This is a genomic window from Agrobacterium sp. CMT1 (genome assembly GCF_037203725.1).
In the GTDB taxonomy this organism is placed as follows: domain Bacteria; phylum Pseudomonadota; class Alphaproteobacteria; order Rhizobiales; family Rhizobiaceae; genus Agrobacterium; species Agrobacterium pusense.
This window is the reverse complement of sequence record NZ_JBBCAR010000016.1, coordinates 125,347-151,554: the sequence shown is the minus strand read 5'-3', so window position 1 is coordinate 151,554 and position 26,208 is coordinate 125,347. Positions and strand designations below refer to the sequence as shown.

The window sequence follows — 26,208 nt, the reverse complement described above, 5'->3', positions numbered from 1 at the left end:
GATCATAAGGAGGCTGGGCAACACCCGGCCTCCGCTTCAAATTATATAAATAAGCTCGCAAAGAGCATATAAAAGGGAAAGGTGCCTATGGCAGGCAACGCGGTCAGTTCGCAACGATCGCGCGCGCAAAGCGCGTCGTCACTTATCTACGATCCACGCATACGCGGCATTTTTTACCAGGTCCTGACGGTCGTCATCCTGGCCGCCTTCGTCTGGGTCATCGTGACGAATACGATCACCAATCTTCAACGTTCAAACATTTCATCCGGCTTCGGGTTCCTCAACGGACGCGCCGGCTTCGACATCGGCCAGTCGCTGATCGCTTATACCAGCGATGCGACCTATGGCCGGGCGCTGCTCGTCGGCATTCTCAACACGATCCAGGTTGCGTTTTTTGGCATCATCGCCGCCTCGATCATCGGCTTCATCGTCGGTATCGCCCGGTTGTCCAACAACTGGCTGATCTCGAAGCTCGCGCAGGCCTATGTGGAAATCTTCCGCAACATCCCGCCGCTGCTCGTGATCTTCTTCTGGTACAAGGGCGTCATCTCGGTCCTGCCGCAGGCACGCGAATCGCTCGAGCTGCCGCTCGGCACCTACCTCAACAATCGTGGCTTCTTCTTTCCGAAACCGCTCTGGGGGGACGGAATCTGGCTCGTGCCGCTGGCCTTCCTTGTCGCCGTCGTCGTCAGCGTGCTTGTTTACCGCTGGGCGAAAGCCAGACAGGAAAAAACCGGACAGCAATTCCGCACCGGAATAACGATAACGCTGCTCGTCATCGGATTGCCGCTCGCCACGTTCCTCGCAATCGGCGCGCCGCTGACATTCGATTACCCCATCGCCGGACGCTTCAACCTTTCGGGCGGCGCCGTCGTCGCGCCTGAATTCATGTCGCTGTTCCTGGCGCTGTCCTTCTACACTGCCTCCTTCATCGCCGAGATCGTTCGCGGCGGCATCAAGGCCGTGGCGAAGGGGCAGACGGAAGCTGCCGACGCGCTTGGGCTTCGCTCCAGCACCACGACACGTCTCATCGTCGTGCCGCAGGCCATGCGCATCATCATTCCGCCGCTGACAAGTCAGTTCCTCAACCTCACCAAGAACTCGTCGCTTGCGGTCGCCGTCGGCTTTGCCGACATCGTCTCCGTTGGCGGTACGATCCTGAACCAGACGGGTCAGGCGGTTGAAGTTGTTGCCATCTGGCTGGTCATCTATCTCTCGCTGTCCCTGCTCACGGCCGTGGTCATGAACTGGTTCAACGCGAAAATGGCTCTGGTGGAGAGATGACGATGACGATCAGCAACCACGCCTTCGTGCGCCAGACCATTGAGGAAGCCCGCCCCGCGCCATCGAGCGCGGTGGGCGTAACCCACTGGCTGCGCACCAAGCTCTTCGCCACGCCCAAGGATACGGTGCTCACCGTCCTTGCTATGGCCCTCCTCGTCTATATCGTGCCGCCGATCATCGAGTGGCTGTTTATCGACGCGGTTTGGACCGGCAGCGACCGTATTGCGTGTCTCACCGCTTCACAGGGCGGCGCGCTTCCGGACGGACAGTCCGGCGCCTGCTGGGCCTTTGTCTCGGCCAAGCTCGGACAATTCGTCTTCGGCCGTTACCCCATTGACGAGCGCTGGCGTCCCATCCTCGTGATGGTGACGTTCGCGATCCTGCTGGTCCCGATGCTCATACCGAAGGCGCCGTTCAAGCGTCTCAATGCGCTGGCGCTCTTCATCATCCTGCCCTTCATTGCGTTCTTCCTGCTCATCGGCGGCGTCTTCGGCCTGCCAAAGGTGGAAACGCAGCTCTGGGGCGGCCTGATGGTCACGCTCATCCTGTCCTTCTTCGGGATAACGGTGTCGCTGCCCTTCGGCATTCTTCTGGCGCTCGGCAGACGCTCGAACCTGCCGGTCATCAAGATGCTCTGCGTCCTCTTCATCGAGGTCATCAGAGGCATCCCGCTGATCACCGTCCTGTTCTTCGCCAGCATCATGCTGCCGCTGTTCCTGCCCGACGGCTGGACTTTCGACAAGTTCCTGCGTGCGCTGGTCGGCGTGTCGCTGTTCTCCTCCGCCTATATGGCGGAAGTGATCCGCGGCGGCCTGCAGGCCATTCCGAAAGGACAATATGAAGGTGCGGACTCGCTCGGCCTGAATTACTGGCAGAAGACGAGGCTGATCGTGCTGCCGCAGGCGCTGAAGCTCGTCATTCCGGGCATCGTCAACACCTTCATCGGGCTTTTCAAGGACACTTCGCTGGTCTCGATCATCGGCATGTTCGACCTGCTCGGTATTGTCACACTCAACCAATCGGATGCGAACTGGGCCACGCCCGTCACCGCCATGACTGGCTATATTTTCGCAGGCTTCGTATTCTGGATATTCTGCTTCGGCATGTCGCGATATTCGCTGTTCATGGAACGGCACCTCGACACCGGGCATAAACGATAAGGGACGCTCAAAATGGCAGAAACCCAGGCAAAAAAACTGACCGTCTCGGCGACGGACGTCGCAATCGAAATCACCGGCATGAACAAATGGTACGGCGATTTCCATGTGCTGCGTGATATCAACCTGAAGGTCATGAAGGGCGAGCGCATCGTCATCGCCGGTCCTTCCGGGTCGGGCAAATCGACCATGATCCGCTGCATCAACCGTCTGGAAGAGCACCAGTCGGGCAGCATCGTCGTTGATGGCATCGAGCTTACCAACGACCTCAAGAAGATCGACGAGGTGCGCCGCGAAGTTGGCATGGTGTTCCAGCACTTCAACCTCTTCCCGCATCTGACGATCCTCGAAAACTGCACGCTGGCGCCGATCTGGGTTCGCAAGATGCCCAAGAAGGAAGCCGAAGAAGTGGCGATGCACTATCTGAAGCGCGTGAAGATTCCCGAGCAGGCGCATAAATATCCGGGCCAGCTTTCCGGCGGTCAGCAGCAGCGTGTGGCGATTGCCCGCTCGCTCTGCATGAAGCCCAAGATCATGCTCTTCGATGAGCCGACCTCGGCGCTCGACCCGGAAATGGTCAAGGAAGTGCTTGATACCATGGTCAGCCTCGCAGAAGACGGCATGACCATGCTGTGCGTGACCCACGAAATGGGCTTTGCGCGTCAGGTCGCAAACCGCGTTATCTTCATGGACCAGGGCCAGATCGTCGAACAGAACTCACCCGCCGAATTCTTCGACAATCCGCAGCACGAGCGTACCCGCCTGTTCCTCAGCCAGATCCTGCATTGAGACCATCATCTTAAAGCATCATCGGACGGGGCCTTTGGGCCCCGTTTTTTTATGACGACAACCCAGCTCCAGATCTGGCGTGATCTTTGGCTTTTCATGACGCTGCGCTTCTCACGTCCCGGAGCCACTTGAGTGAATCGCTGCCCACCAACGCGTTCCCCCACATCATTCTCTTCCGTTAGAAGCGCAAAACCGCGGGACCAAGCACGCTTTAACCTTTTGTTACGAAACAAGAATCCTTGTTTTTCAGGGCTTCTGGCCACCCGTGTCATTTTTTTGTCAAATCATGCGTTTTTCCGCTTGCGGAGCAACCGGAGCCTGACTATAAGGGCGCCACACCACAAGCGCACGCGCCCTTCGTCTATCGGTTAGGACGTCAGATTTTCATTCTGAAAAGAGGGGTTCGACTCCCCTAGGGCGTGCCACTTGCTTCCCTGGTTACCTCCCACACGGCAAAATCATTCGATAAAATCGCAATAATTCCAGCATCTCATCATTGCTGCGGAACCGATTTGCCATAGGCACGTTAGATGCCTGTCCCCCCGATGGAAGGCAAGCCGGACGAAATGCCGCCGCGCAATTCACCCGGCTTGCCTTTCCCCTCTCCGAGATCATCAGGAAGTCCCAAGCTTCGGCAGAGCGTTGCCAGCTCAACATCCAAGATGCTGGGCTTTGCCCACTTGCACCGCATCGTCGTGTCCCGTGCCGCGCGAGATTGGAGCGGTAATTCAAGGATTTGGGCCGGTCCGACCGGGTTTTCCACAGCGCGTTCCGCCCTGCCAAAAAAACTCGCCGCAAAGCGAAAAAAATCAGTTTTTCCGCTTGCGGAGCAACCGGAGCCTGACTATAAGGGCGCCACACCACAAGCGCACGCGCCCTTCGTCTATCGGTTAGGACGTCAGATTTTCATTCTGAAAAGAGGGGTTCGACTCCCCTAGGGCGTGCCACTTGCTTCTTCCTTAAAATCAGCAGCATAAACGAAAATCTTCACGCATCGCGTAAAGATATCCCGTTGTAGTGCATAGGTCAGCGACAACCGTTGGCCGGTGACAGTCGAGATAGATTGGTGGCCCCTCTCAGGGCGCGAAAGCGGCGTCCAGAACACGCAGTTGAACCCGCCTTTGCCCCTGCCAGAGATCGGCGCCCACAGTACCCGCGACGTGAATATTCCGTCCGCGGGCATTCATGAGCATCTGTCCCAGGGGCGCCTCGGCGGCGCGGAACGCGATTCCGTCCAGCCGTGAGCCATCCATGGCCTCCAGCGTGATCTTGACGTGGGATGTGCCCACCAGCCGCACATCACGCAGGCGATGCGCCGGAACAGCAAAGATCGGCTGAGAATGACCGGAACCATAGGGACCGGCCTGTTCCAGCTGGTCGACAAGCTGCAACGTAGCCCCCGAAGCGCCGATGGCGCCATCAATCTTCAATACGCTGCTCTCTACCAGCTCGTTTACGGTCTTTGCCGCGGCTTCTTCGAAAAAGGTCCTGAGCTTGCCGAGATTGGCGCGCTCAACCGTGAGGCCTGCCGCCATGGCGTGACCGCCGCCCTTGACCAGCAGGCCGGCCTCCACGGCAGCGCGCACCATCCGCCCCATGTCGAAGCCGGCGATCGAACGGCCGGAGCCGGTGCCCTTGCCGGAGGGATCGAAGGCAATGGCAAAAGCCGGGCGGCGGAAGCGATCCTTCAGGCGCGAGGCCAACAAGCCGACAATGCCGGGGTGCCAGTTTTCACGCGCGGTGACGATAACACCGGCACCCGAGCCGTCGCCATATTCGAACAGGGCCTCCGCTTCGGCCTCCGCAAGCATCGCCGCTTCCATCGCCTGTCGCTCGCGGTTCAGCTCGTCCAGCCGCTCGGCAATCACCTCGGCCTGCGAGGAATCATCGATCGTCAACAATCGGCTGCCAAGCGCAGCGTCGCCAATACGCCCCCCGGCGTTGATGCGGGGTCCGATCAGGAAACCGAAATGATAGGGTGTCACAGGCCCGCCCAGCCCCGCCTTCTTGAACAGCGCGGCAAGGCCGGCATTTTTCATGTGGCGTGCGGCAATCAGGCCCTTCACCACATAGGCGCGGTTCAGCCCTTTCAGGGGAACCACATCGCAGACCGTCGCAAGCGCAACGATGTCGAGCAATGACAGCAGATCGAGCGTGAAGGCCTGGCGGTGCCGCCTGTCCTTGAGAACGCGAAGCGTGGCGACGAGCACGAGGAACACCACGCCAGCGGCACAGAGATGCCCCTGCCCCGACAGATCGTCCTCCCGGTTGGGATTGACCAGCGCCACCGCCGGCGGCAGTTCCGTACCCACCTGATGGTGGTCTATGACCACAACGTCCGTTCGTGCCTCTTTTGCCGCCTTGAGCGATTCATGGCTGGTGGATCCGCAGTCCACCGTCACGATCAGCGTCGCGCCATTGGCGGCCAGCTGCTGCATCGCCGCCGGGTTAGGCCCATAACCCTCGAAAATTCGGTCGGGAATGTAGATCTCGGGCGTCAGCCCGAAATGTGCAAGAAACCGGTACATCAACGCGGAGGAAGCAGCGCCGTCGACATCGTAATCACCGAAGATCGCCACCTCTTCACCCGCTTCAATGGCGCGCACAAGCCGCTCGGCGGCCTTCTCGCAATCGGTCAGCACATGCGGGTCGGGCATCAGGGAGCGAATGGTGGGATCAAGGAACGCCAGGGCATCATCCACCCCCACACCGCGCCCGGCGAGCACCCGGGCGATCAGTTCCGGAATACCGTGGACCTGGGACATGGCCAGCGCACGGTTCTGCCCGGCCTGATCCAGCCGAGACACCCACCGCTGTTCTGTTGCCGACCGCTCCACGCTTAAAAATGCGCGGGCCACGGTATCGGCCGGCTCCATCATTACCATCCTGTCCATTCGTCCTGTCATTCGCGCCAACAGGCGCTCTAATGGTTAGAACGGGCTAAATGGCGATGCTGCGTTTTTCAAGCAAAAACGCGCCTTGACGAAATCACGTCGAGAAAATCGAGAAAAAAGGGCTGACAATCGAGACGGCCGCGACAAGCAGCAGCAGCGAAAATACCGCGAGCGAACACCAGTTACGCTCATATTCGGCCATATCGAATTCCATGCTGCGAATATTGTCATTGGCATTATGCGGCCGCGCCCGGTGATGGCTCGCCGGAGCGCCCTGGCGCTTGTTGTCCTTGAACAGGATGATCGATGTCACGGCCACGCCTCCCTCGCTTGGTGAACACGATTAACCATAAGGCCGAATCGCCCTGCTTTCCAGCGCTTCACGCACCGTCCCCTCAAATTTTGCGGCCGCCAGACCGCAGGAAGGCGCCGGTCCCCCAAGCAACAAAAAACCGCGTTTCCGGATGGAAACGCGGTTTTTGATCTCACGACAGTAGCGTCGCGCTTCAGGTCCGCTCGATGCGGATGACCTGGGGCTCGCTGACGAGATATTTCTCGTTCTTGATCGCTTTTACCGCCTTGCGGATCGCATCTTCCATTGTCGCGTGCGTAACAAGGATGATTGTCTGCGGCGCGCCTTCCACGTGCACGCGCTGGCGCTGCACGATGGATTCCAGCGAGATGTTATTGTCAGCCATGCGGCTGGCGATGGAGGCGAACACGCCGGCCTGATCCTTCACCGTCAGGCGGATGAAGTAACCGCCTTCGTGGCTCTTCATCTTGGCGCGGCGATAGTCCGTCAGCGATTTCGCCGGACGGCCGAGCACCGGCACACGCTGTGCACCGGGACGGCTCTTGGCGATATCGGCGATATCGCCAAGCACGGCGGATGCCGTGGCGTTGCCGCCGGCGCCTGGTCCGACCATCAGCAATTCACCGAGAATGTCGGATTCGATCGCCACGGCGTTGGTAACGCCATCGACCTGCGCGATGACGGAATCGAGCGGCACCATCGTGGGATGGACGCGCTGCTCGATACCGGATTCGGTGACCTGCGCCACGCCGAGAAGCTTGATGCGATAGCCTAGATCGGCAGCCGCCTGGATGTCCTCGATCGAAATATTGGTGATGCCTTCGAGATAAATGTCGTCGGCAGCGATCTTGTTGCCGAAGGCAAGCGTGGTCAAAATGGAAAGCTTGTGCGCGGTGTCGTTACCTTCGATATCGAAGGCGGGATCAGCCTCTGCATATCCCAGCCGCTGCGCTTCCTTCAGACAGGCCTCGAAGGACAGGCCTTCTTTCTCCATCTTTGTGAGGATGTAGTTGCAGGTGCCGTTCATGATGCCGTAGATGCGCGTCACGTGATTGCCGGTCAGCGATTCACGCAGGGCCTTGATGACGGGAATGCCGCCAGCGACCGCCGCCTCGAAGTTCAGAAGCGCGCCTTTGTCTTCGGCAATGGTCGCCAGTTCGACACCATGCTTGGCCAGCAGCGCCTTGTTGGCTGTCACCACATGGAGACCGCGCGACAGCGCTGCCCGCACCGCATTTTCGGCCTGTCCGGAAGCACCGCCGACCAGTTCGACAAATACATCGATGTCGGCTTCGCTCGCCATCTGTTCCGGCGTGTCGAACCAGGTAATACCCGTGAGATCAATGCCGCGGTCACGCGAACGATCGCGCGCGCTTACCGCAATAATCTCAATTGCGCGTCCGCAGGTAATCGCAAGTTCGTTGCTTCTCTGCTGGAGGATGCGCACGAGCGAAGCGCCGACAGTGCCGAGCCCCGCTATGCCGATTCTCAATGAATCTGCCATGGGTATGTTCCTGATTGCTGGTGATGGTGGCGGCCGAGACCCGGCCGCCCTGGGTTTGCCCTTATCTGTGGGCGTTGAGCGAAACGACGTTGTGCATCGTTTCGTCTGCGGTCGACAGGAAACGCTTCAGATTGCGCGCTGCCTGACGAATTCGATGCTCGTTTTCCACGAGCGCGAGACGGACGTAATCATCGCCCATCTCGCCGAAGCCGATGCCGGGAGCAACGGCGATATCGGCCTTCTCGACCAGAAGCTTGGAGAATTCCAGGCTGCCGAGATGGCGGAATTTTTCCGGGATCTTCGCCCAGGCGAACATGGTGGCCGCCGGCGGCGGTACTTCGAAGCCCGCCTTGCCGAAGGTGTCGACCATGACATCGCGACGGCGGCGATAGACATTGCGCACTTCGGCGATATCGGAGCCGTCACCGTTCAGTGCATGGGTCGCAGCAACCTGGATCGGTGTGAAGGCGCCGTAATCGAGATAGGACTTCACGCGGGTCAGCGCCGCGATCAGCCGCTCGTTGCCAACGGCAAAGCCCATGCGCCAGCCGGGCATGGAAAACGTCTTCGACATGGAAGTGAATTCCACCGCAACGTCGATCGCACCGGGAACCTCGAGAACGGAGGGCGGCGGATTGCTTTCGTCGAAATAGATTTCCGAATAGGCAAGGTCGGAAAGCACGATGATCTCGTGCTTCTTCGCAAAGGCGATGACGTCCTTGTAGAAATCGAGCGACGCGACATGCGCCGTCGGGTTCGAAGGATAATTGACGATCAGCGCCAGCGGCTTCGGAATGGAGTGGCGCACGGCGCGCTCCAGCGGCCCGAAGAAGCTGTCGTCAGGCTCGACATTCATCGAGCGGATAACGCCGCCCGCCATCAGGAAGCCGAAGGCATGGATCGGATAGGTCGGGTTCGGACACAGGATCACGTCACCCGGCGCGGTGATGGCCTGTGCCATGTTGGCGAAACCTTCCTTGGAGCCGAGCGTGGCGACGACCTGCGTGTCGGGGTTCAGCTTAACGCCGAAACGGCGGGCATAATAGGCCGCCTGCGCGCGGCGAAGACCGGGAATGCCCTTGGACGAGGAATAGCGATGGGTACGAGGGTCCTGAACGACCTCGCAAAGTTTGTCGACGATGGCCTTCGGGGTCGGAAGGTCGGGATTGCCCATGCCGAGATCGATGATATCGGCCCCGGCCGCTCGCGCGCTCGCTTTCAAACGGTTGACCTGTTCGAAGACGTATTGCGGCAGACGCCGGACCTTGTGAAACTCTTCCATCTCTTTCCTCATGGGAATGGACCGGTTCTTCCGGTCCATAACGAAGGTTCGTTTTTGTTGTTAAACGCCGCCGACACGAACCGACCCGGCAGGCGTTATTCATTGTAGCGCAAAGCACGGGAAAACCCACAAGGGTTTTCTCGGGCCAACGCCGCCTAGCGGTGATCCGCCCGTCCTACCGGCACCGCCTTTTCAAGCCCTCCGGCAAGGCGGATCGCGCACTATGATCAGGGAACTTGCATAACGCCAGATTCTGGGAAAATGCAAGGCAAGCCATGCTCAAGAACGGCCATTCCTGTCGTTCAGCCGCGCTCGCCCTTCACAATTGCCGCGCGGATGACCGAAAGCACGCGCTCCGGCTTGATATCCGTGCAGACCAGCTGGCTCGGATGCCCGTCCCAGTCGCCCGGCGGAAAGGCGCGTCCGTCCGGCTTCTGGATGGTCTGGCCGTCGGCAAGACCGCCGCAGACGACGCGCACCGGGCCACTGCGGGTGGTAAACAGTTCCGGCGCGACGAGATAAACACAGGCGCAGCTGTCGTGCACCACCATGCCGTCACCGGTGCGGGTCTTGTAGAAATCGATGTAGAATTGCGACAGGTCCGAAAGCAGCTGCACCGGCTTGCCGCCCGCCTCTGCCATCTCAGCCATGAAAGCGCTGGTCATCACGGTTTTTGTCGTGACATCGAGACCGACGACAACCACGCGCCACGGCGCGGTGAAGACAAGATCGGCCGCTTCCGGATCGCCATGAATATTGGCCTCGGCCGCCGGCGAGACATTGCCGTTGATGTCGAAGGCGCCGCCCATGACGATGACTTCCTTCACCAGCGCCGCGAAATCAGGTTCTTCGCGCAAAGCCAGCGCCAGATTGGTCATGCGGCCAACGGCAATAAGCGTCACTTCACCGGGATTGGCCTTAACGGTCTCGATGATGAAGCGATGCGCGGGCCGCGGGTCGAGCGGCAGGTCGATGGTCGCTGGAATGTCGATATCGCCAAGGCCGTTTTCACCATGGATAAAGGTCGGCCAGTGGCCTTCCTTGCGGGCCGGATCGAAGGTCACGCCCGCCCCTTTCGCGACCGGCGCGGTCATCTGCCATTCCCGCTTGAGGAAAAGCGCATTGCGGGTGGTGATGTCGATAGGCGCGTTGCCGAAAACGGTGGTGACGCCGATCAGATCGATATCGGGGTGGCGGTGCAGGAACAGAAGCGCCATGGCGTCATCCACACCGGGGTCCGTATCGAATATCACTTTATGCATAATGCCCTCATCCACATGTGTCAGGCGCCATCCGTCGTTCCGGCGACGCGCCACGGAAACATAACGATAAGCGGCAGCACCGCAATCCCCCGGCGCCCCTCAGACCATACAGAAAAATATTGCGTGACCGCGTTTTCGGTGAAAGAAGGGGCCTCTCCTTCCGCCTGCCCGGACATGCCAAGTGCAAGACATCGCCCTCAACGTTTTCCTCATCCTCTTCTGCGTCGCCATTTTCGCCGGCTTTATCGATTCCATTGCCGGCGGCGGTGGCCTCATCACCATTCCGGCAATGATGATCATGGGAATACCGCCACTCGATACGCTTGGCACGAATAAGCTGCAGGCACAGTTTGGTTCGGCCTCCGCCACTCTCGCTTACGCAAGACGTGGCCATGTCAATCTGAAAGAGCAATTGCCGATGGGGTTGATCGCGATGGCCGGCGGAATGCTCGGGGCGCTGACGGCCGCCTTCGTGCCTGCCGATCTTCTGCGCACCATCATGCCCTTCCTGCTGATCGCCATAGCGATCTATTTCGCCTTCAAGCCACAGCTCAGCGATGTAGACAGCCATCGCCGCATCACGCCGCTGGTGTTCGGATTTACCGCCGCGCCGCTGATCGGCTTTTATGACGGCGTCTTCGGTCCGGGCGCCGGTTCCTTTTACATGCTCGCCTTCGTGGCACTTGCCGGTTTTGGCATGCTGAAGGCGACAGCCCATACCAAGCTTCTCAATCTGGGCTCCAATTTCGGCGGGTTCGTCGTCTTCGCGATGGGCGGCGCGGTTTTGTGGAAGCTTGGACTGGCAATGGGGTTCGGCCAATTCATCGGGGCGCAGATCGGGTCGCGTTTCGCCATGAAAAACGGCGCGAAGATCATCCGCCCGCTTCTGGTTCTGTCGTGTCTGGCCATGGCGACGAAGCTTCTGATTGACGCCTCGTCCGCCTGGTCCATCGCCACGATCTGGGAAACCGTCTTCCCGAAATAAGGGACTGATAGGGCGCGTTCAGCCCGTCCTTCGGATATCAGGGGAGCTTGGGGTCAACCCGTAGCGCGGCGCCTGCGATCGGCAATTTCGCGGATGACCACCATGGCACCCACGAGCTTGTAGGCGGAAGAGTAACAAGGCGACATTTCGAGCGACTTGACGATTGTGCGACCGTTCTGGTCTTCCGCATAGGTATATTTCGACGTATCGCCCTTGAAGCAATTATCGAGCTTTTCCCTGAGTGCGTTCTGGAAACGGTGGACACCGACGAGTTCGGCGATGTGGCAGCCGACGAGCCCTTCCGGCGCATTACGCTGGAAGGCATCGAGCGCATTGGCAAAGGACACGCGGTAACCGGGGGAAACGATGACGACAGGCTCATCGAGATCGTTGAGCATATCTTCATCGAGGATCAGATGGCGGTGGTGCCATTCGAGGCTGTCCGCATCTTCGTCACCGATCACTTTCGCCTTGAGCGGCATGCCGACGTAACGGTCGACGAGCGTTCGCAGAAGTTCGGAATTGCGCTGCACGCAGCCAAGGTCTTCCGCCTCGTGGTTGAGGAGATCGATAGCAAAACGGAACTGCTCGCGAATGTCTTCGGAGCTTTCGGTCTTGCGTCCGACGACGCGCTCGAGAAGCTGCTCCAGTTCACGCTCCAGCACTGCGATCTTGTCGGCCTCGTTTTTACCAACGGCAGATTGCAGTTCCGTATAACGCAGCCAGAACAGCTCAATCAAATCTTTCAACCCAACTCTCCCTGAACGGGCAAACATCCCGATCCTAATCCGAAAGGATAGACCAATTATCCCTGATAATAGCGTCTCCGCGCTTAAAAATGACGTAACGAAGCACGAAAACACGGCGGGGATTGTTGTTCAAAATATCACAGCCGCTGCTATTTTTTCAATTTCGATAATCCATGAACGAAAAATGAGGTTCCACTACTATGGAAAAATTTCGAAAAGCACAGTTTCTGCGCCTAATTTTGTGAAAATTGCTCTGAAAGCACGAGCCAGCCGGCATCCTCAAATCTGGTGCTTAACGTCCCACCGGTCGTGATACCACAGCCATTGGCCGGGATATTCGCGCACCCAGCTTTCCACCTTGTCGTTCAGAAGCTGCGCCGTCGCCTGAATGTCGACATTGCCCTTGTCATCGCGCGGAATCTCAACCTTCGGTTCGATTTCCAGCCGGTAGCGATTATCGGGCAGGCGCACGCAACGGGCAGGATAGACATCGCAATTGAACTGCCGCACCAGCTTGGCGAGAAGCGGATTGGTGCGAACCTCAAGTCCGAAGAACTTCGTCGTCAGTCCCTTGCCGAATTTCTGGTCGACGAGCACACCCACACCACCGCCCTTTTCCAGCTGCCGCGCCAGCGCGAAGGAGGAGCCGGCATGCGAGGGCACGAGATTGCCCATGCGCTCCTTGCGGAAACTGAACACTTTCTCGGCCACAAAGGGATTGTTCGGTGGCCGGAACAGCACCGTCACATCGAGACCGAAAGCCGAGCCGGCAACCGGCAGCAGTTCGAAATTGCCGCTATGGGCGGTAAAGACGATGAAAGGCCGCGGATTGTCGCGCAGCTCGAGGAAGGTCGGGATGCCCTGGACCTCGATGCGTCCCGGCTCGTTCTTTTCCGGATCGAAATCGAACAGCCGGTCGAGAAAGACATATTCCGCCGCCAGCCGACCCATATTGGCCCAGCTGTCCATGGCGATCTCGAGCCGCTCTTGTTCGGACTTCTCCGGAAAGGCGCGCGCCAGATTATGGAGCATCAGCTTGTGGCGGCCGGTTTTCGGCCCCACGAAACGTGCCAGTCTGTCAGCGGCGCGAATGCCCGCATCGGCGGGAAAGAGCTTCAGCAGGTTGAGAAGGCCGAAGGCGAATGTCGCAATCAGCCACTGCCGGAAGTGGTCCAGTTTCAGGACGATCCGTGTCAGGAACAGCTTCAAGATGCTCAGTCCATCCGCAGCACGATCTTGCCGAACACCTGACGCGTCTCCATGCGCTCCAGCGCCCGGTCGATATCGTCAAAGGTCACTTCGGTGTCGATGACCGGATGCACGATGCCACGTGCCATCTTCTGCATGGCGTTGGCCATGTTCTCCATACGGCAGCCGAAGGAGCCGAGCAGTTTCAGCTGCTGCTGGAACAGCATCATCAGGTTGATGTCGGTGGAAACACCGGATGTGGAACCGCAGGTGACGAGACGACCGCCGCGCTTCAGCGAGAACATCGAACCCGCCCAGGTATCCTTGCCGACATGCTCGAACACGACGTCGACGCCCTTCTTTTTCGTCAGCTTGCGCACGACGCCTTCGAAACGGTCTGTGCGATAGTTGATCACATGATCGGCCCCGAGCGCCTTCGCCCGTTCGATCTTGTCATCGGAACCGACTGTCGTGATGACGGTGCACCCCATCTTCTTGGCAAGCTGGATCGCCGCCGTGCCGATGCCCGAACCGCCGGCGTGAATGAGGATGGTTTCGCCGGACTCCAGCTTGGCATTGTCGAACAGCATGTGCTCAACCGTGCCGAACGTCACCGGCGCAAGAGCGGCACCGACGGCGTCGACGCCATGCGGCGCCGGCACGAGCTGGCGGGCAGGAATATTGATCTTTTCCTGCGCGAAACCGTCGAGATGGAAACCGTGCACGCCCTGGACATGTTCGCACAGATTGTCACGGCCTTCGCGGCAGGGTTTGCACAGCCCGCAGGTGCGCGCGCCATAGATCGCGACCAGCTGGCCGGGCAGCACGTTGGATACGCCCGGACCGATGGCTTCCACCACACCCGAGGCTTCCGCACCGATTGTGAGCGGCATCTTGCGCTTGGCGAAAGCCATGCCGCGCCAGCCCCAAACATCGATGTGGTTGAGCGCCACGGCCTTGACGCGCAGCGTTACCTCGCCCGGCGCCGGCGCATCCGGTTCGGGCAGATCCACTTTTTCTAGCTTCCGGTCGTCGACGAGTTGAAGAGCGCGCATATATCAGTCCTTCGCCCGAAGGCGTTATCTAAAATCATTCCAGCAAAACTCTGTAACGGTTTTGCGGCTGGAATGCGAAATCAAAGAAACGGGCGCGTTTCCGCAAGTCATTCGGAAACGCCCCTGTTGTAACGAACCGGTTAAGCCGGTTCCCGCGTCATGACAAGGCTTGCATTCTGCCCGCCGAACCCGAAGGAATTCGACAGAACCGCACCCACCTCGGCATCCCGCTTCACATTCGGCACCACGTCGAGCGTGATGGTCGGATCGGGATTGTTATAGTTGATTGTTGGTGGCAGCGTGCCAGTCAGCATGGTCTGCAGCGAGAACACCGCTTCCACTGCACCTGCGGCGGTCAGCGTATGACCGATCATCGACTTGTTGGACGACAGCGGAATGTTCTTCAGGCCTTCGCCGAAGACGGCCAGCATCGAGCCATATTCCATCTTGTCGTTCTCAGGCGTCGAGGTGCCGTGGGCGTTGATATAGCCGATATCGCTTTCGGCCACGCCCGCATCGGCCAGTGCCGCACGGATCGTCGCAATCGCGGGGCCGCCATCGGGCGAAGAGCGCGTGCGGTGGAAGCTGTCGGCCTTTTCACCGGCGCCCTTGATGATGCCGAGAACCTTCGCGCCACGTGCGACGGCGGCTTCGAGCGATTCCAGCACCAGCGTTGCCGCACCTTCGGCGATCACGAAACCATCGCGGTCCTTGCTGAACGGCTTGGAAGCCTTTTCCGGCGGGTCGTTCTGGGTAGAGAGTGCCGAGAGAAGCGAGAAGCGGATCAGCGCTTCGGCGCTGACAGAACCGTCGGTCGCAACCGTCAACGCCCGTTCGGCGCGGCCCTGTCGGATGGCCTCGACGCCCAGCTGGATCGCGGTCGCGCCGGATGCACAGGCGGTCGACAGGGTAACCGGCAGACCGCGCGTACCGAAACGGTCAGACAGACGCTCGGAGATGGCACCAAACAGCGCTGCTTCCTGGAATGCCGGATCGGGACGCTGACGGAAGGCCGTCAGGAACCGCTCATAGGCATCACCCGGCTGGGCGGCTGGCGGAGAGCGGTCGGCAAGCTCGAAACGGGCACTCCATTCCGGTTCGATCGGCGGCGCTGCGAGAAACAGCGGGCCGTCAAAGTCACCGGAAATGCCGGCCTGCGCCAGCGCCTCGATGGTGGTTTCGCGCGCGAAGGCATAGGAACGTTCGACGGAATTCGGAACCGGAATATCGATGAAATCCACCGTGCCGCTGATCCGGGTCGAAAGCCCTTCAGTCGGGAAACGGGTGATCTTGTGAATGCCTGACTTACCCGAGGTCAGCGCCGCCCAGTTATCGGCAAGCCCCTGACCGAGCGAGGTAATGATGCCCATGCCGGTGACGGCGACGATCGGGCGACCGAGATGATCCTTAAAATTGGTCATGGTCTTTCTCCTCACACGTCACGGGACAGAACGGCGACACCTTCGCCGCGGACATGGCCAACAGTGGTGACGACAGCCTCGGTCGCCGCCTCGCCCATTGGCTTTTCCGCATTCGCGTCGAAGGTAGGAACCTTGGCACCGCTTTCAAGCGTCAGCGCCGCCAGAGCGAGCCCGAGCGGAAACTGCGCCTCAAGTCCATGGCCCGTGACACCGCCGAAACCGCGGATGGCAGCCTTCGGCAAGGTCTTTTCGAGAATGTGCTTCTCACGGGCCGTAACGCCGTCATAACCGCTGGCGCCGGAGAAGACGACGGTCGCGGCGCTGTCCGTTGCCGGGGCCAGCAGACGCTCCATGCGCTTTTCCATTTTGCCGTCGTCGCGGCTGCCGCGATCACCTTCGATGGCGTCGATGCGGGCATAGATGCGCGCGCCGCGCTCGCTGGCATGTTTGCGTGATTCCAGCACGAGGAAGGCTCCGAGCGAGCCGGAAACCATGCCGCCGCCTTCCTGGCCTTCGCGCGACCACAGGGGCTGCCATTCGCCCTGCGCATGCGCCCCGATGGCTTCGAACAGCAGGATCATGTCTGGACGTTCGGCAGAGAAGGCGCCGCCCACGAGAGCGTGGCTCGATTCGCCCGAACGAATGCGATGGAACGCGGTTTCGACGGCGGAAATGCCGGCCGCTTCTTCGCCCATGAAGGTCCGGGAAGAGCCGGTGACCTTGTGCACGATGGAGATATTGCCGGCCATCAGGTTGGAAAGCTGGGCGAGAAACAGCGTCGGGCGCAGTTCCGTCGTCAGCTTTTCATTCAGCAGCTTTTCGCGGTCGTTGCGCTTCAAAGCCTCGTCAACGATCAGCGTATCGACATTGATGTCGCGCTCGCCGCCGCCGGCAGCAACGATCATATCCATGGTGGCGCAGGCTTCGGCATTTTCCTTCAAGCCGGCATCATCAAGTGCAAGACCGGCGGCAAAAACGCCGAGACGCTGCCAGTTTTCCATCTGGCGCTGGTCGCCGCGCTTGGCGATCTGTGCCGACCAGTCGATCTCGGGCATGGGATGAACCGGATATGGCTTGAATTTTCCCGTCTCGACAATCGTCGCCGGCGCGGCGGTTCCCGAAAGAAGCGCCACATGCGCCTGGCTGCCAACGCCGTGACAGGTCACGATGCCGACCCCTGTTATCACCACATCATTGTCAGATTTCATCGTCTGTCATCCTTTGCAGCCGGCCCCGCCGAAACGGTCACGGCTATCCAACAGCGGTTGCGAACAACCACTTCATGCGTTGCGGAATAAAGCGCGCGGTGCGGATTGGCAATGGCGAAGACCCGATCCACCGTCGCGAGCCCACGATTTTCGTGCATCAAAACCGGGCCGACAGGAAAAACTGTCTTCTCCGAAACGAATGAAAAAGCTTATTTCCGTGCATCGGCGGCAATCGCCGCCATCAGGCCGACTTCTTCCGCCCGCTTCTTGACGATAGGCCCAAGCGGGATCTCGCTGAAGGGCATGGTGCGCAGTTTCAGCTGCGCGTCGCAGACCTTCTTGCCATCGGAGGTGATCTTTGCCTTGGTAACCGCAAAGCCCGAACCGTCATGCTCAAGCACTGCCTCGATGTCGAGAACAGCACCCGGCTCCACGAAAGTCCGCATCTTGGCGCCATCGACCGACATCAGGAACGGCATGGACGCGAAATCGGAAAATGCCAGAACCAGCATGCCGGAGGCCTGCGCCATTGTCTCGATCAGAAGCACACCCGGAACCAGCGGCATGCCGGGGAAATGGCCTTCGAAAACAGGGCTTTTATCGGGAACAACGGACCGCGCCTTCAACGTGCGCGCCGTCATGTCCACGGCCTCGACCTTGTCGATCATCTGGAAATATTCAAGCAGCATCCGTCCGGCCCGTCTCTGGTCGGTTAGTCATGGTTTGCCCGCAGGCGGCATCAAAAGAAAATGCCCGCCGGAAGCGGGCACCGTCACGTCAGCCCTTGGCCGCGCGCAATTCGTCAATCTTGGCGCAAAGGTTCTTCAGCACGAAGTATTCTTCCGTGGAAACCTTGCCCTCATTGACTTCCTGCGTCCACTGCTCGAGCGGAATCTTGATGCCGAATTCCTTGTCGATCGCGAAAACGATATCAAGAAAGTCGAGGCTGTCGATGCCCAGATCGTCGATCGTGTGGCTCTCCGGCGTAATGGTTTCGCGGTCGATTTCGCTGGTTTCGGCGATAATGTCGGCAACCTTGTCGAATGTAGCTGTCACGCCCATAATCCTTATTGTCGTTCGTATGAATTATTCTTTCTGACGCACCACATAGGCAAGTCGCGCAAAAAAGCCAATGGTTTCGTGACGTAACTTTGAAATTTGCCCCAAAACTGTTGCCTAAACAGCAACCGAATGACGGCCGCGCCCATTGCCGAGATAGGTATCGAAGATTGCCGCAATATTACGTACAAACGGCCTTCCCACCTCCGTCACGGCAAAAATATCGGCATCCAGCCGCACCAGACCGTCCCTGTCGCCTGCGGCAAACTGCTGCGCCTGGTCCCTCACGGAATGGCTCACCTTACCGAAACGGTGCTGCAAGTCCGAAAGATCGATAGAGAAATCGCACATCAACCTTTCGATCACATGCGAGCGCAGATGATCGTCCTGCGACAACTCAATGCCCTTCACAGCGGCAAGACCGCCCTCACCCACCATGCGCTGATATTCACCGGTTGCCACCATGTTCTGGACATAGCCCTGCGGCAGCCGGCCGATGGATGATGCGCCAAGCCCGATCAGCGCATCGGCAGTATCGGTCGTATAGCCCTGAAAATTGCGGCGCAGGGCACCCGCCTGGGCGGCCTGGGATAATGTATCGGTCGGCCGGGCAAAATGATCGATCCCGATCTGGCTGTATCCGGCCTGCCTCAGCATCTCCCCCGCCATCGTCATCTGGCGGTAGCGTTCGGCAACATCGGGCAGCGCATGTTCGGGGATCAGCGACTGGTGTTTTTTCATCCAGGGAACATGGGCATAGCCAAAAAGCGCGATGCGATCAGGGTCAAGCGATACGATCTGATCGACGGTTGTTTTCAGTGTCTCGCATGTCTGGAACGGCAACCCGTAAAGAATGTCGCAATTGACTGAGTGAACGCCCCTCGCCCGCACGGCGTCCACCACGGATTTCGTCTGCTCGAAAGACTGGATGCGGTTGATGGTTTTTTGCACTTTGTCATCAAAATCCTGCACACCGAGGCTCGCCCGCGACATGCCGATGGCGGCAAGCGCGTCATAGCGGCTGTCATCCAGATCGTTGGGGTCCATCTCGACGCTGATCTCGGGTGCGAGACCGAAGGTGAAGTGACGCCGCAGACAGTCCATCAGGTCCTGCATGTCCTGCGGGTCAAGCATGGTCGGCGAGCCGCCGCCGAAATGCACGGCACTCACCACGGCGTCAGGCGAAACAAGTGCGCCGACCGCAGCAATTTCCTGCTTAAGTGCTTCAAGATAAATAGCAATCGGCTCGTATTTCAGCGTGTGCTTGGTATGGCAGGCACAGAACCAGCAAAGCCGGTCGCAATAGGGAATATGCACGTAAAGCGACAGGCGACTCCTGTGACCGAGTGCGCCGAGCCAGCCGCGATAGGTCGTATTATCGATTCCCTCGTGGAAATGCGGCGCGGTCGGATAGCTCGTGTAACGCGGCACTGCCCCGGAATATTTGTGAAGAAGGTCGATATTCATCACCCGATTTGCCTTTTATCAAGAAAATGTCGATTTCCCCTCTTTCAGTAGCGGCTGCGACAGTTTGCAACTTTGACTTCAATCAAATTGAGCCATAAGTTCTTGCTAAAGTAGACGCGGGGACGACGGCTACAGCGCACACGCCTTTAAAGAGACCGGATTTGAGATCCAGGGTCGCAATCGTCCCGCAAAGCCAGCATTGGAAAAGGCTTATGGACACGCTGCAGAAGACCATCCACAATTCGGAAGAGCCGGTTGTTTGCCGCTCCTGCGAGGCGCGTCACGGCGGTCTTTGCAGCACGCTGACACCGCAGCAGCTTTGCGATCTGAACCGCCATTCCAGCCGCAAAAAGCTGGAGGCCGGCAATGAGCTTCTCGGCCAGGGCGAGCTCGTCACCTCCTACGGCAATATCCTGAATGGCGTGGTAAAGTTATCGAAAATGATGTCGGATGGCCGCCAGCAGATCGTCGGCCTGCAATTCGCACCGGATTTTCTCGGCCGTCCGTTCATGGCGGAAAGCAAGATGACGGCGGAAGCCGCAACCGATGTGGAAATCTGCCTCTTTCCGCGCCGCGTCGTCGACCGCATGGTCTCCGAAGTGCCTGATATGGAACGCAAGCTGCACAGCCAGTCACTCAAGGAACTGGACGAGGCACGTGACTGGATGCTGACACTGGGGCGCAAATCGGCGCAGGAAAAAGTTGCCAGCTTCCTTTATATGATCGCCACCCATATCGATCCGGAAAACGACGACAAGTCATGCTTCGACCTGCCGCTCTCGCGTGCCGACATTGCCGATTTCCTCGGTCTCACCATCGAGACCGTTAGCCGGCAAATGACAAAGCTGCGAAAGGAAGGCATTATCCGCATCGAGAACAACCGTCACATCACCGTGCCCGATCTCGATGCGCTGAGTGAAGCGGCAGGCAACGACTGACAGCCGCCCCCTAGATCATCGCCCCTGAAGTGCGGACGTTCCGAAATTGATGTGCGGCGCCCGCGCCTGAGCTGGTGCGAGCGCAAAACCGGCAAGGACCAGCAAAGCGGCGATGCATTTCATGATATTTCACCCTGTGCGCCGCTTTTTCAGCGGCCTGTTTGTTATGGCTGCACCATAAGCTGCAAACCGCATCCATCCGCTTAACATCTTCGGTAAGCGGAAGGTTCAAAGGCAGGGTAAAGAAGGAGTTATGATTGCCGGGCCGACAGGACCTTCAGCCGTGATTATCGCTGTAGGACGTTCGGCATCCCCGCTTGTTTCTTCTCCCCGGCGGGGAGAAGGTGGCCGACGGCCAAATGAGAGGGCAAACGCGGAGATATGCGGAGAGCTTGCCCCTCATCCCGCTGCCGCGGACTTCTCCCCTATGGGAGAAGAAACAAGTGACATGCACTCGCCCAGCTCGTCACTGCGATGCAGGCGTTGCAACCGGCTTCTGATTTTCTGCCAGCGCCCGCAGCTCGGCCACCCGGCGCTTATATTCGGCTTCCGATATCTGGCCGTTGCGCCGTGCCGCGCCGAGGCGAGACAGGCTCGATTCCATGGTTGAGGCTTCGTCGTCGCCCATCTGTGTGCCAGCGGCCGTCAGCGGCTGCGAGAACGTCGGATAGGTCCCGGTGTCGCGCTTCTGGCTTACCGCGGTGTCGCTGACCGGGCGAGGTCCGACGATTTCAGCCGTCGGACGGCGCATATGGGCGGGCGCGACAATCGGCTCGGGCGCCTTGCAGGCGGCAAGCGTGGTGACGAGCATGGCGCCGGAGAGCGAGAGGAACGCGATTCTTGCGGCGCTTTCCGAATATGTTCCCCATGTGCCGCATTTGCCCATGTGCTTGCCCATCGTCATGTTCCGCCTGTAAGGATATCTGCCGATATCGAATTCGACCGCGGTTCGGCCCTTTGCGGCCTCCCCTTGCTGGTGGAACTTGTATTCGTTTTCATGCAGAATGTGCAAACACAAATTTGGTGGAGGATGGTGCATGGCAGGTGTTGACGGCGGGGGCACGAAAAAGGGTGACAAAACGCCCGGCTTCGACGCCAGTTCCGCCGAGGCCTACCTGATCCGCGACCCCGAAACCTTCGCGATCAACATCGCACGCGCACTCGAAAACCTCGGCAAGGCTGCCGGTGAATGGCTGGCGCCACGCGAACGCGGCGAAATTCCGCAGACGAGCGCCGATCCCGTGACCGATCTGGTCAAGACGCTCTCCGATGTCGCCGAATATTGGATGGCCGAGCCGAAGCGGTCACTGGAAGCGCAGACCCATCTGCTGTCGAGCTATTACGATCTGTGGTCGAAATCGGTGGCGCAATTTTCCGGAGCCTCCGATTCGACCTCGGAGAAAACGGCCGAAAGCGGCCCTGCACAGCGCAGAAGCAAACGTTTTGCCGATGCCGACTGGCAGGCCAACCCGTTCTTCGATTTTCTTCTCAAGGCCTATCAGACGACCGTCGGTTTTGCAGACCGGATGGTGACGGAGGCTGAGGGGCTGGATGAGCACACCCGCACCAAGGCGCTGTTTTACATGCGGCAGGTGACAGAGGCGCTTTCTCCCGCCAATTTCGTCTTCACCAATCCGCAGGTCTTCCGCGAGACGGTAGCCTCCAGCGGCGCCAATCTCGTCAAGGGCATGGCGCAGCTGGCGGAGGATGTCGCGGCCGGAAACGGCCATCTGAAGCTTCGCCAGACCGATTACAGCAAATTCGTCATTGGCCAGAACATTGCCGTCACGCCAGGCAAGGTCGTTGCGAAAAGCGCGCTTTGCGAAATCATCCATTACGAGCCGACGACGGAAAAGGTCTTCAAACGGCCGCTGCTGATCGTGCCGCCCTGGATCAACAAGTTCTACATTCTCGATCTCAACCCGCAGAAATCCTTCGTCGGCTGGTGCCTCGAACAGGGCCACAGCGTCTTCATGGTATCCTGGATCAACCCGGATGCCGGTCTGGCCGAAAAAGGCTGGGACGATTATATCAGCGAAGGCATCGACTTTGCGCTTGATACCATCGAGGAACGGACTGGCGAAAAGGAGATCAACGCCGTCGGTTATTGTGTCGGCGGCACGCTTTTGGCCTCGGCGCTGGCGCTGCATGCACAGCAGAACAATGAGCGCATCCGCAGCGCCACGCTGCTCGCCGCCCAGACCGATTTCATCCATGCCGGAGACCTCAAGGTCTTCGTGGACGAAGGTCAGCTGGACGCGCTCGACAGACACATGCAGGCCGTCGGTTATCTTGACGGTTCGATCATGGCCACCGTCTTCAACATGCTGCGCGCCTCCGATCTTATCTGGCCCTATGTGGTCGATAATTACCTGCGCGGCACCGAACCCCTGCCATTCGACCTGCTCTACTGGAACTCCGATTCCACCCGGGTGACGGCTGCCAGCCACTCGTACTATCTGCGCAACTGTTACCTCGAGAACAATCTCGCCCGCGGTCTGATGCGCGTTGCCGGCAAGCGCATCAATCTCGGCGACATCAACATACCCGTCTACGATCTCGCCACCCGCGATGACCATATCGCGCCCGCGAAATCGGTGTTCACGGGCGCTGCCCTGTTTGGCGGGCCGGTGGAATTCGTGCTCGGCGCTTCCGGCCACATTGCCGGCGTCGTGAACCCGCCGCAGCTCGAGAAGTATCAGTATTGGACGGGGCCATCACCAGCCGGAGACTTCGACGCCTGGCAGGCCGCCGCCACACCTCATAAGGGTTCGTGGTGGGTGCACTGGCAGAACTGGATCGAAAGCCAGAACGCCGAGAAAGTAAAGGCGCGGAAACCGGAGGACGGCAAGCGCCCGGTGCTCGGCGATGCGCCGGGAACCTATGTTCTTTTGTAGAATATCTGTGAAAAAGATGACCAGTACACGGCAGAAAGGCCTCTTCCACAGGCGTTCCCCGTCACCCTCATCCCTGTGCTTGTCACAGGAATCCAGTAGGCGCCGGTCTACGCGGCGAAAGACTTGCTTCAGCCCAAGGACTTGGGCTGGCTGGTTCTCTGTGACAAGCACAGGGATGAGGGATAAAAAGACCCTGCAAACACACAAGCTTACCTCAAGGCATCATGTTCTTCACGCCCCCGCTCGTTCCCGCAACGCTGATCTCCCGCTACAAACGTTTCCTCTTCGACGCAGTTCTGGAAGACGGCACGGCGATAACCGGGTCCTGCCCCAACACCGGCTCCATGCGTGGGCTGACGACGCCGGGTTCCCGCATCTGGCTGTCGCAGCATGACAGCCCCACCCGTAAATACCGTCATATGCTGGAAATGGTCGAGGCCGATGGCACCGTCGTCGGCATCAATACCGGCATGCCGAACCGGCTGGCGGAAGAGGCGATCCTGAACGGCCGTATCCCGGAACTCGCCGGCTATTCGATAATCCGCCGAGAACAGAAATACGGGCGCAATTCCCGCATCGATTTCCTGCTATCCGAACCCGGTCGGCCGGACGCCTATGTGGAAGTCAAGAACGTGCATTTCATGCGCGAGAAGGGCCTTGCAGAATTCCCCGATACCGCCACCAAACGCGGCGCAAAGCATCTCGAGGAACTGGGCGATGCAGCGGAAGCCGGTCACCGGGCGGTGATGCTTTATCTCATCCAGCGCGGCGATTGCGACCGGATGCGCATCTGCGACGATCTCGATCCGGTCTATGCGCTGGCTTTCCAACGGGCAATGGCGCGGGGCGTGGAGGCCTATGCCGTGAAATGCGCGATCACCCCGGCACAAGTTTCAGTCAACGGAACGGTTAAGATGGACGAGTGGCGTCCGGCTGTTTTATGAACAGGGACGTAAAGAGACAGAAAGCACTATGATGGTCACCTATATCGACGCCGCCTCCGCCCCCCTCAAGAATACAGGCGTCATCCGCCTCTACACCCCTGAGGATTTCGACGGCATGCGCAAGGCGTGCCAGCTGACGGCGCGTTGTCTCGATGAACTCGCCGCAATCGTCAAGCCGGGTGTGACAACGGACGCCATTGACCGTTTCGTCTTCGAATTCGGCGCCGATCACGGCGCGCTGCCGGCAACGCTCAATTATCGTGGTTATACCAAATCCGTCTGCACTTCGATCAACCATGTGGTCTGCCACGGCATTCCCGATGAGAAGCCGCTGCGGGAAGGCGATATCGTCAACATCGATGTTACCTATGTGCTCGATGGCTGGCATGGCGATTCAAGCCGCATGTATCCGGTCGGCCAGATCAAGCGCGCTGCCGAGCGGCTGATGGAAGTGACCTATGAATGCCTGCTGCGTGGTATCGCGGCTGTAAAGCCCGGTGTGCGCACCGGCGCGATCGGCGCGGCGATCCAGACCTATGCGGAAGCCGAACGTTGCTCGGTGGTGCGCGATTTCTGCGGGCACGGCGTTGGGCGGCTGTTCCACGATACGCCAAACATCCTGCATTACGGCCGTCCGGACGAAGGTCCGGAAATCCGGGAAGGCATGATCTTCACCATCGAGCCCATGATCAATCTAGGCAAACCGCATGTGAAAGTGCTTTCCGACGGCTGGACGGCGGTGACGCGCGACCGTTCGCTGTCCGCCCAATATGAACACGCCGTTGGCGTCACGGCTACCGGCTGCGAAATCTTCACGCTGTCGCCCGGCGGCTTCGACCGTCCGGGCCTGCCGCCGCTTACCCCTTCATAAGGCCAGACCGCCCATGGCAAGACGCCCCGCTCCGCCTCCCGCCGAGCTTTCCACGACGTCCGGCTTTCAGGCGGGCGAAGGCGATCTCTTCGAAGGGGCGGACGAGCGCGGTTTTTTCGCCGAGCCGCGAAATGCGGTGAAGAAGCCGGTGCCTGTCATCGAACCGCCGGCGGATGCCGCCCATTATCATGGTCACCGGGACCGGCTGCGGGCGCGGTATCGCGATGGCGGCGACGCGGCGCTTGCCGATTATGAGTTGCTGGAGCTTTTACTGTTCCGGCTGATACCGCGGCGCGACACAAAGCCCATCGCCAAGGCGCTCCTTGCCCGTTTCGGCACGCTGGGCGGTGTACTCGGCGCACCTCTGCCGCTGTTGCAGGAGGTGAAGGGCGTGGGCGAAGCCGTGGCGTTCGACCTGAAACTCGTCGCCTCCGTTTCCCAGCGCATGCTGAAAAGCGAAATCCGCAACAAGCAGGTTCTGAGTTCCTGGTCCTCGGTCATCGATTATTGCCACGCCGCCATGGCCCATGAAACGCGCGAACAGTTCCGCATCCTGTTCCTCGATAAGCGCAATGTCCTCATCGCCGACGAAGTGCAGGGGCACGGGACCGTGGACCATACACCGGTCTATCCCCGCGAAGTGGTGCGCCGCGCTCTCGAACTATCCGCTACCGCCTTGATTTTAATACATAATCACCCGAGCGGCGACCCGACACCTTCGCGTGCGGATATCGAGATGACCAAGACCATCATCGATACGGCAAAGCCGCTCGGTATCGCCGTCCACGACCATATCATCATCGGCAAGGATGGCCACGCCAGCTTCAAGGGCCTGCGCCTGATCTGAAGCAGACGCGAAGGTTTACACAGGCCTGCAACCCATAAGCGCACGTCAACACAAAATTAACACCTATAAATTAGCATTTCCGAAAATAATAAAT

General features: G+C 59.4%; 23 protein-coding genes and 2 tRNA genes. 11 read left to right on the top strand and 14 right to left on the bottom strand.

Annotated features, from left to right (window positions below; all coding sequences use genetic code 11):
- Positions 1 to 87 precede the first annotated feature (87 nt).
- From WA845_RS18785 to WA845_RS18765, 5 genes are all read left to right on the top strand, one after another.
- Positions 88 to 1,284 (top strand): amino acid ABC transporter permease, encoded by a 1,197-nt coding sequence (locus tag WA845_RS18785; RefSeq protein WP_004441931.1) that lies wholly within the window; start codon positions 88 to 90, stop codon positions 1,282 to 1,284.
- A 2-nt stretch (positions 1,285 to 1,286) separates the two neighbouring features.
- Positions 1,287 to 2,444, top strand: coding sequence for an amino acid ABC transporter permease (locus tag WA845_RS18780; RefSeq protein ID WP_037092818.1), 1,158 nt, complete (start codon positions 1,287 to 1,289; stop codon positions 2,442 to 2,444).
- Between the two features lie 12 nt (positions 2,445 to 2,456).
- The gene (locus tag WA845_RS18775; RefSeq protein WP_004441935.1) at positions 2,457 to 3,230 is read left to right on the top strand and encodes an amino acid ABC transporter ATP-binding protein; all 774 of its coding nucleotides are present in this window, start codon (positions 2,457 to 2,459) and stop codon (positions 3,228 to 3,230) included.
- A gap of 350 nt (positions 3,231 to 3,580) precedes the next feature.
- Positions 3,581 to 3,655: transfer RNA gene (locus WA845_RS18770), tRNA-Glu, on the top strand.
- 447 nt (positions 3,656 to 4,102) lie between these two features.
- Positions 4,103 to 4,177, top strand: a tRNA-Glu gene (locus WA845_RS18765).
- Positions 4,178 to 4,306: 129 nt separating this feature from the next.
- Here the strand turns inward: WA845_RS18765 and recJ are convergent.
- From recJ to WA845_RS18740, 5 genes are all read right to left on the bottom strand, one after another.
- Entirely contained in the window at positions 4,307 to 6,115 is a 1,809-nt protein-coding gene (recJ, locus tag WA845_RS18760; RefSeq protein ID WP_112554419.1) for a single-stranded-DNA-specific exonuclease RecJ, read from the bottom strand.
- A 103-nt stretch (positions 6,116 to 6,218) separates the two neighbouring features.
- The gene (locus WA845_RS18755; protein WP_022556200.1) at positions 6,219 to 6,443 is read right to left on the bottom strand and encodes a hypothetical protein; all 225 of its coding nucleotides are present in this window, start codon (positions 6,441 to 6,443) and stop codon (positions 6,219 to 6,221) included.
- A gap of 187 nt (positions 6,444 to 6,630) precedes the next feature.
- Positions 6,631 to 7,941, bottom strand: coding sequence for a homoserine dehydrogenase (locus WA845_RS18750; RefSeq protein ID WP_004441941.1), 1,311 nt, complete (start codon positions 7,939 to 7,941; stop codon positions 6,631 to 6,633).
- A 61-nt stretch (positions 7,942 to 8,002) separates the two neighbouring features.
- Positions 8,003 to 9,223 carry an LL-diaminopimelate aminotransferase gene (locus WA845_RS18745; RefSeq protein WP_004441943.1) on the bottom strand — a complete coding sequence of 407 codons (1,221 nt, stop codon included), beginning with the start codon at positions 9,221 to 9,223 and terminating at the stop codon, positions 8,003 to 8,005.
- Between the two features lie 302 nt (positions 9,224 to 9,525).
- Positions 9,526 to 10,485: a nucleoside hydrolase gene (locus WA845_RS18740; protein WP_004441945.1), complete on the bottom strand. Its 960-nt coding sequence runs from the start codon at positions 10,483 to 10,485 to the stop codon at positions 9,526 to 9,528.
- Between the two features lie 181 nt (positions 10,486 to 10,666).
- Here WA845_RS18740 and WA845_RS18735 point away from each other — a divergent pair, with 181 nt between their 5' ends.
- A complete protein-coding gene (locus WA845_RS18735) occupies positions 10,667 to 11,470 on the top strand; it encodes a TSUP family transporter (protein WP_112554421.1) in 804 nt (267 codons plus the stop codon).
- Between the two features lie 53 nt (positions 11,471 to 11,523).
- Here the strand turns inward: WA845_RS18735 and WA845_RS18730 are convergent, their stop codons facing one another.
- The 8 genes from WA845_RS18730 to hemN form a co-directional block, all read right to left on the bottom strand.
- Positions 11,524 to 12,219, bottom strand: a complete 696-nt coding sequence (locus WA845_RS18730) for a hypothetical protein (RefSeq protein WP_035210883.1) — start codon at positions 12,217 to 12,219, stop codon at positions 11,524 to 11,526.
- A 279-nt stretch (positions 12,220 to 12,498) separates the two neighbouring features.
- On the bottom strand, positions 12,499 to 13,428 hold the full coding sequence (locus WA845_RS18725) for a lipid A biosynthesis lauroyl acyltransferase (RefSeq protein WP_004441952.1): 930 nt from the start codon (positions 13,426 to 13,428) through the stop codon (positions 12,499 to 12,501).
- Between the two features lie 5 nt (positions 13,429 to 13,433).
- Positions 13,434 to 14,462 (bottom strand): zinc-binding dehydrogenase, encoded by a 1,029-nt coding sequence (locus WA845_RS18720; RefSeq protein WP_004441953.1) that lies wholly within the window; start codon positions 14,460 to 14,462, stop codon positions 13,434 to 13,436.
- 140 nt (positions 14,463 to 14,602) lie between these two features.
- On the bottom strand, positions 14,603 to 15,883 hold the full coding sequence (locus WA845_RS18715) for a beta-ketoacyl-ACP synthase (protein WP_022556203.1): 1,281 nt from the start codon (positions 15,881 to 15,883) through the stop codon (positions 14,603 to 14,605).
- A gap of 11 nt (positions 15,884 to 15,894) precedes the next feature.
- Positions 15,895 to 17,091 (bottom strand): beta-ketoacyl-ACP synthase, encoded by a 1,197-nt coding sequence (locus WA845_RS18710; protein ID WP_112554423.1) that lies wholly within the window; start codon positions 17,089 to 17,091, stop codon positions 15,895 to 15,897.
- A gap of 209 nt (positions 17,092 to 17,300) precedes the next feature.
- Positions 17,301 to 17,780 (bottom strand): 3-hydroxyacyl-ACP dehydratase FabZ family protein, encoded by a 480-nt coding sequence (locus tag WA845_RS18705; protein WP_004441960.1) that lies wholly within the window; start codon positions 17,778 to 17,780, stop codon positions 17,301 to 17,303.
- Between the two features lie 88 nt (positions 17,781 to 17,868).
- Entirely contained in the window at positions 17,869 to 18,153 is a 285-nt protein-coding gene (locus WA845_RS18700; protein WP_003495848.1) for an acyl carrier protein, read from the bottom strand.
- A gap of 114 nt (positions 18,154 to 18,267) precedes the next feature.
- Positions 18,268 to 19,617, bottom strand: coding sequence for an oxygen-independent coproporphyrinogen III oxidase (gene hemN / locus WA845_RS18695; protein WP_112554425.1), 1,350 nt, complete (start codon positions 19,615 to 19,617; stop codon positions 18,268 to 18,270).
- A gap of 212 nt (positions 19,618 to 19,829) precedes the next feature.
- On the opposite strand from hemN, the gene fnrN reads away from it, so the two are divergent.
- Complete coding sequence (gene fnrN / locus WA845_RS18690) at positions 19,830 to 20,555, top strand: transcriptional regulator FnrN (protein WP_004441967.1); 726 nt, start codon at positions 19,830 to 19,832, stop codon at positions 20,553 to 20,555.
- Positions 20,556 to 21,021: 466 nt separating this feature from the next.
- Here the strand turns inward: fnrN and WA845_RS18685 are convergent, their stop codons facing one another.
- Positions 21,022 to 21,567, bottom strand: a complete 546-nt coding sequence (locus WA845_RS18685) for a hypothetical protein (protein WP_112554427.1) — start codon at positions 21,565 to 21,567, stop codon at positions 21,022 to 21,024.
- Between the two features lie 25 nt (positions 21,568 to 21,592).
- Here WA845_RS18685 and WA845_RS18680 point away from each other — a divergent pair, with 25 nt between their 5' ends.
- From WA845_RS18680 to radC, 4 genes are all read left to right on the top strand, one after another.
- Positions 21,593 to 23,452, top strand: coding sequence for a PHA/PHB synthase family protein (locus WA845_RS18680; RefSeq protein ID WP_077986275.1), 1,860 nt, complete (start codon positions 21,593 to 21,595; stop codon positions 23,450 to 23,452).
- 224 nt (positions 23,453 to 23,676) lie between these two features.
- The gene (gene sfsA / locus WA845_RS18675) at positions 23,677 to 24,396 is read left to right on the top strand and encodes a DNA/RNA nuclease SfsA (protein ID WP_337322532.1); all 720 of its coding nucleotides are present in this window, start codon (positions 23,677 to 23,679) and stop codon (positions 24,394 to 24,396) included.
- Positions 24,397 to 24,427: 31 nt separating this feature from the next.
- On the top strand, positions 24,428 to 25,267 hold the full coding sequence (gene map / locus WA845_RS18670) for a type I methionyl aminopeptidase (protein ID WP_006697403.1): 840 nt from the start codon (positions 24,428 to 24,430) through the stop codon (positions 25,265 to 25,267).
- 13 nt (positions 25,268 to 25,280) lie between these two features.
- Positions 25,281 to 26,114 carry a RadC family protein gene (gene radC, locus WA845_RS18665; protein WP_004441977.1) on the top strand — a complete coding sequence of 278 codons (834 nt, stop codon included), beginning with the start codon at positions 25,281 to 25,283 and terminating at the stop codon, positions 26,112 to 26,114.
- The last annotated feature ends 94 nt before the right edge of the window (positions 26,115 to 26,208 follow it).

Bases quoted from the DNA above. Each gene is read 5' to 3' on its own strand.
- map (WP_006697403.1), top strand. From the start codon at position 24,428: ATGGTCACCTATATCGACGCCGCCTCCGCCCCCCTCAAGAATACAGGC.
- WA845_RS18775 (WP_004441935.1), top strand. From the start codon at position 2,457: ATGGCAGAAACCCAGGCAAAAAAACTGACCGTCTCGGCGACGGACGTC.
- WA845_RS18700 (WP_003495848.1), bottom strand. From the start codon at position 18,153: ATGGGCGTGACAGCTACATTCGACAAGGTTGCCGACATTATCGCCGAA.
- WA845_RS18745 (WP_004441943.1), bottom strand. From the start codon at position 9,223: ATGGAAGAGTTTCACAAGGTCCGGCGTCTGCCGCAATACGTCTTCGAA.
- sfsA (WP_337322532.1), top strand. From the start codon at position 23,677: ATGTTCTTCACGCCCCCGCTCGTTCCCGCAACGCTGATCTCCCGCTAC.
- WA845_RS18710 (WP_112554423.1), bottom strand. From the start codon at position 17,091: ATGAAATCTGACAATGATGTGGTGATAACAGGGGTCGGCATCGTGACC.
- WA845_RS18750 (WP_004441941.1), bottom strand. From the start codon at position 7,941: ATGGCAGATTCATTGAGAATCGGCATAGCGGGGCTCGGCACTGTCGGC.
- WA845_RS18680 (WP_077986275.1), top strand. From the start codon at position 21,593: ATGGCAGGTGTTGACGGCGGGGGCACGAAAAAGGGTGACAAAACGCCC.
- WA845_RS18785 (WP_004441931.1), top strand. From the start codon at position 88: ATGGCAGGCAACGCGGTCAGTTCGCAACGATCGCGCGCGCAAAGCGCG.
- WA845_RS18780 (WP_037092818.1), top strand. From the start codon at position 1,287: ATGACGATCAGCAACCACGCCTTCGTGCGCCAGACCATTGAGGAAGCC.
- fnrN (WP_004441967.1), top strand. From the start codon at position 19,830: ATGGACACGCTGCAGAAGACCATCCACAATTCGGAAGAGCCGGTTGTT.
- radC (WP_004441977.1), top strand. From the start codon at position 25,281: ATGGCAAGACGCCCCGCTCCGCCTCCCGCCGAGCTTTCCACGACGTCC.
- WA845_RS18705 (WP_004441960.1), bottom strand. From the start codon at position 17,780: ATGCTGCTTGAATATTTCCAGATGATCGACAAGGTCGAGGCCGTGGAC.
- hemN (WP_112554425.1), bottom strand. From the start codon at position 19,617: ATGAATATCGACCTTCTTCACAAATATTCCGGGGCAGTGCCGCGTTAC.
- WA845_RS18715 (WP_022556203.1), bottom strand. From the start codon at position 15,883: ATGACCAATTTTAAGGATCATCTCGGTCGCCCGATCGTCGCCGTCACC.
- WA845_RS18720 (WP_004441953.1), bottom strand. From the start codon at position 14,462: ATGCGCGCTCTTCAACTCGTCGACGACCGGAAGCTAGAAAAAGTGGAT.
- WA845_RS18740 (WP_004441945.1), bottom strand. From the start codon at position 10,485: ATGCATAAAGTGATATTCGATACGGACCCCGGTGTGGATGACGCCATG.
- recJ (WP_112554419.1), bottom strand. From the start codon at position 6,115: ATGGTAATGATGGAGCCGGCCGATACCGTGGCCCGCGCATTTTTAAGC.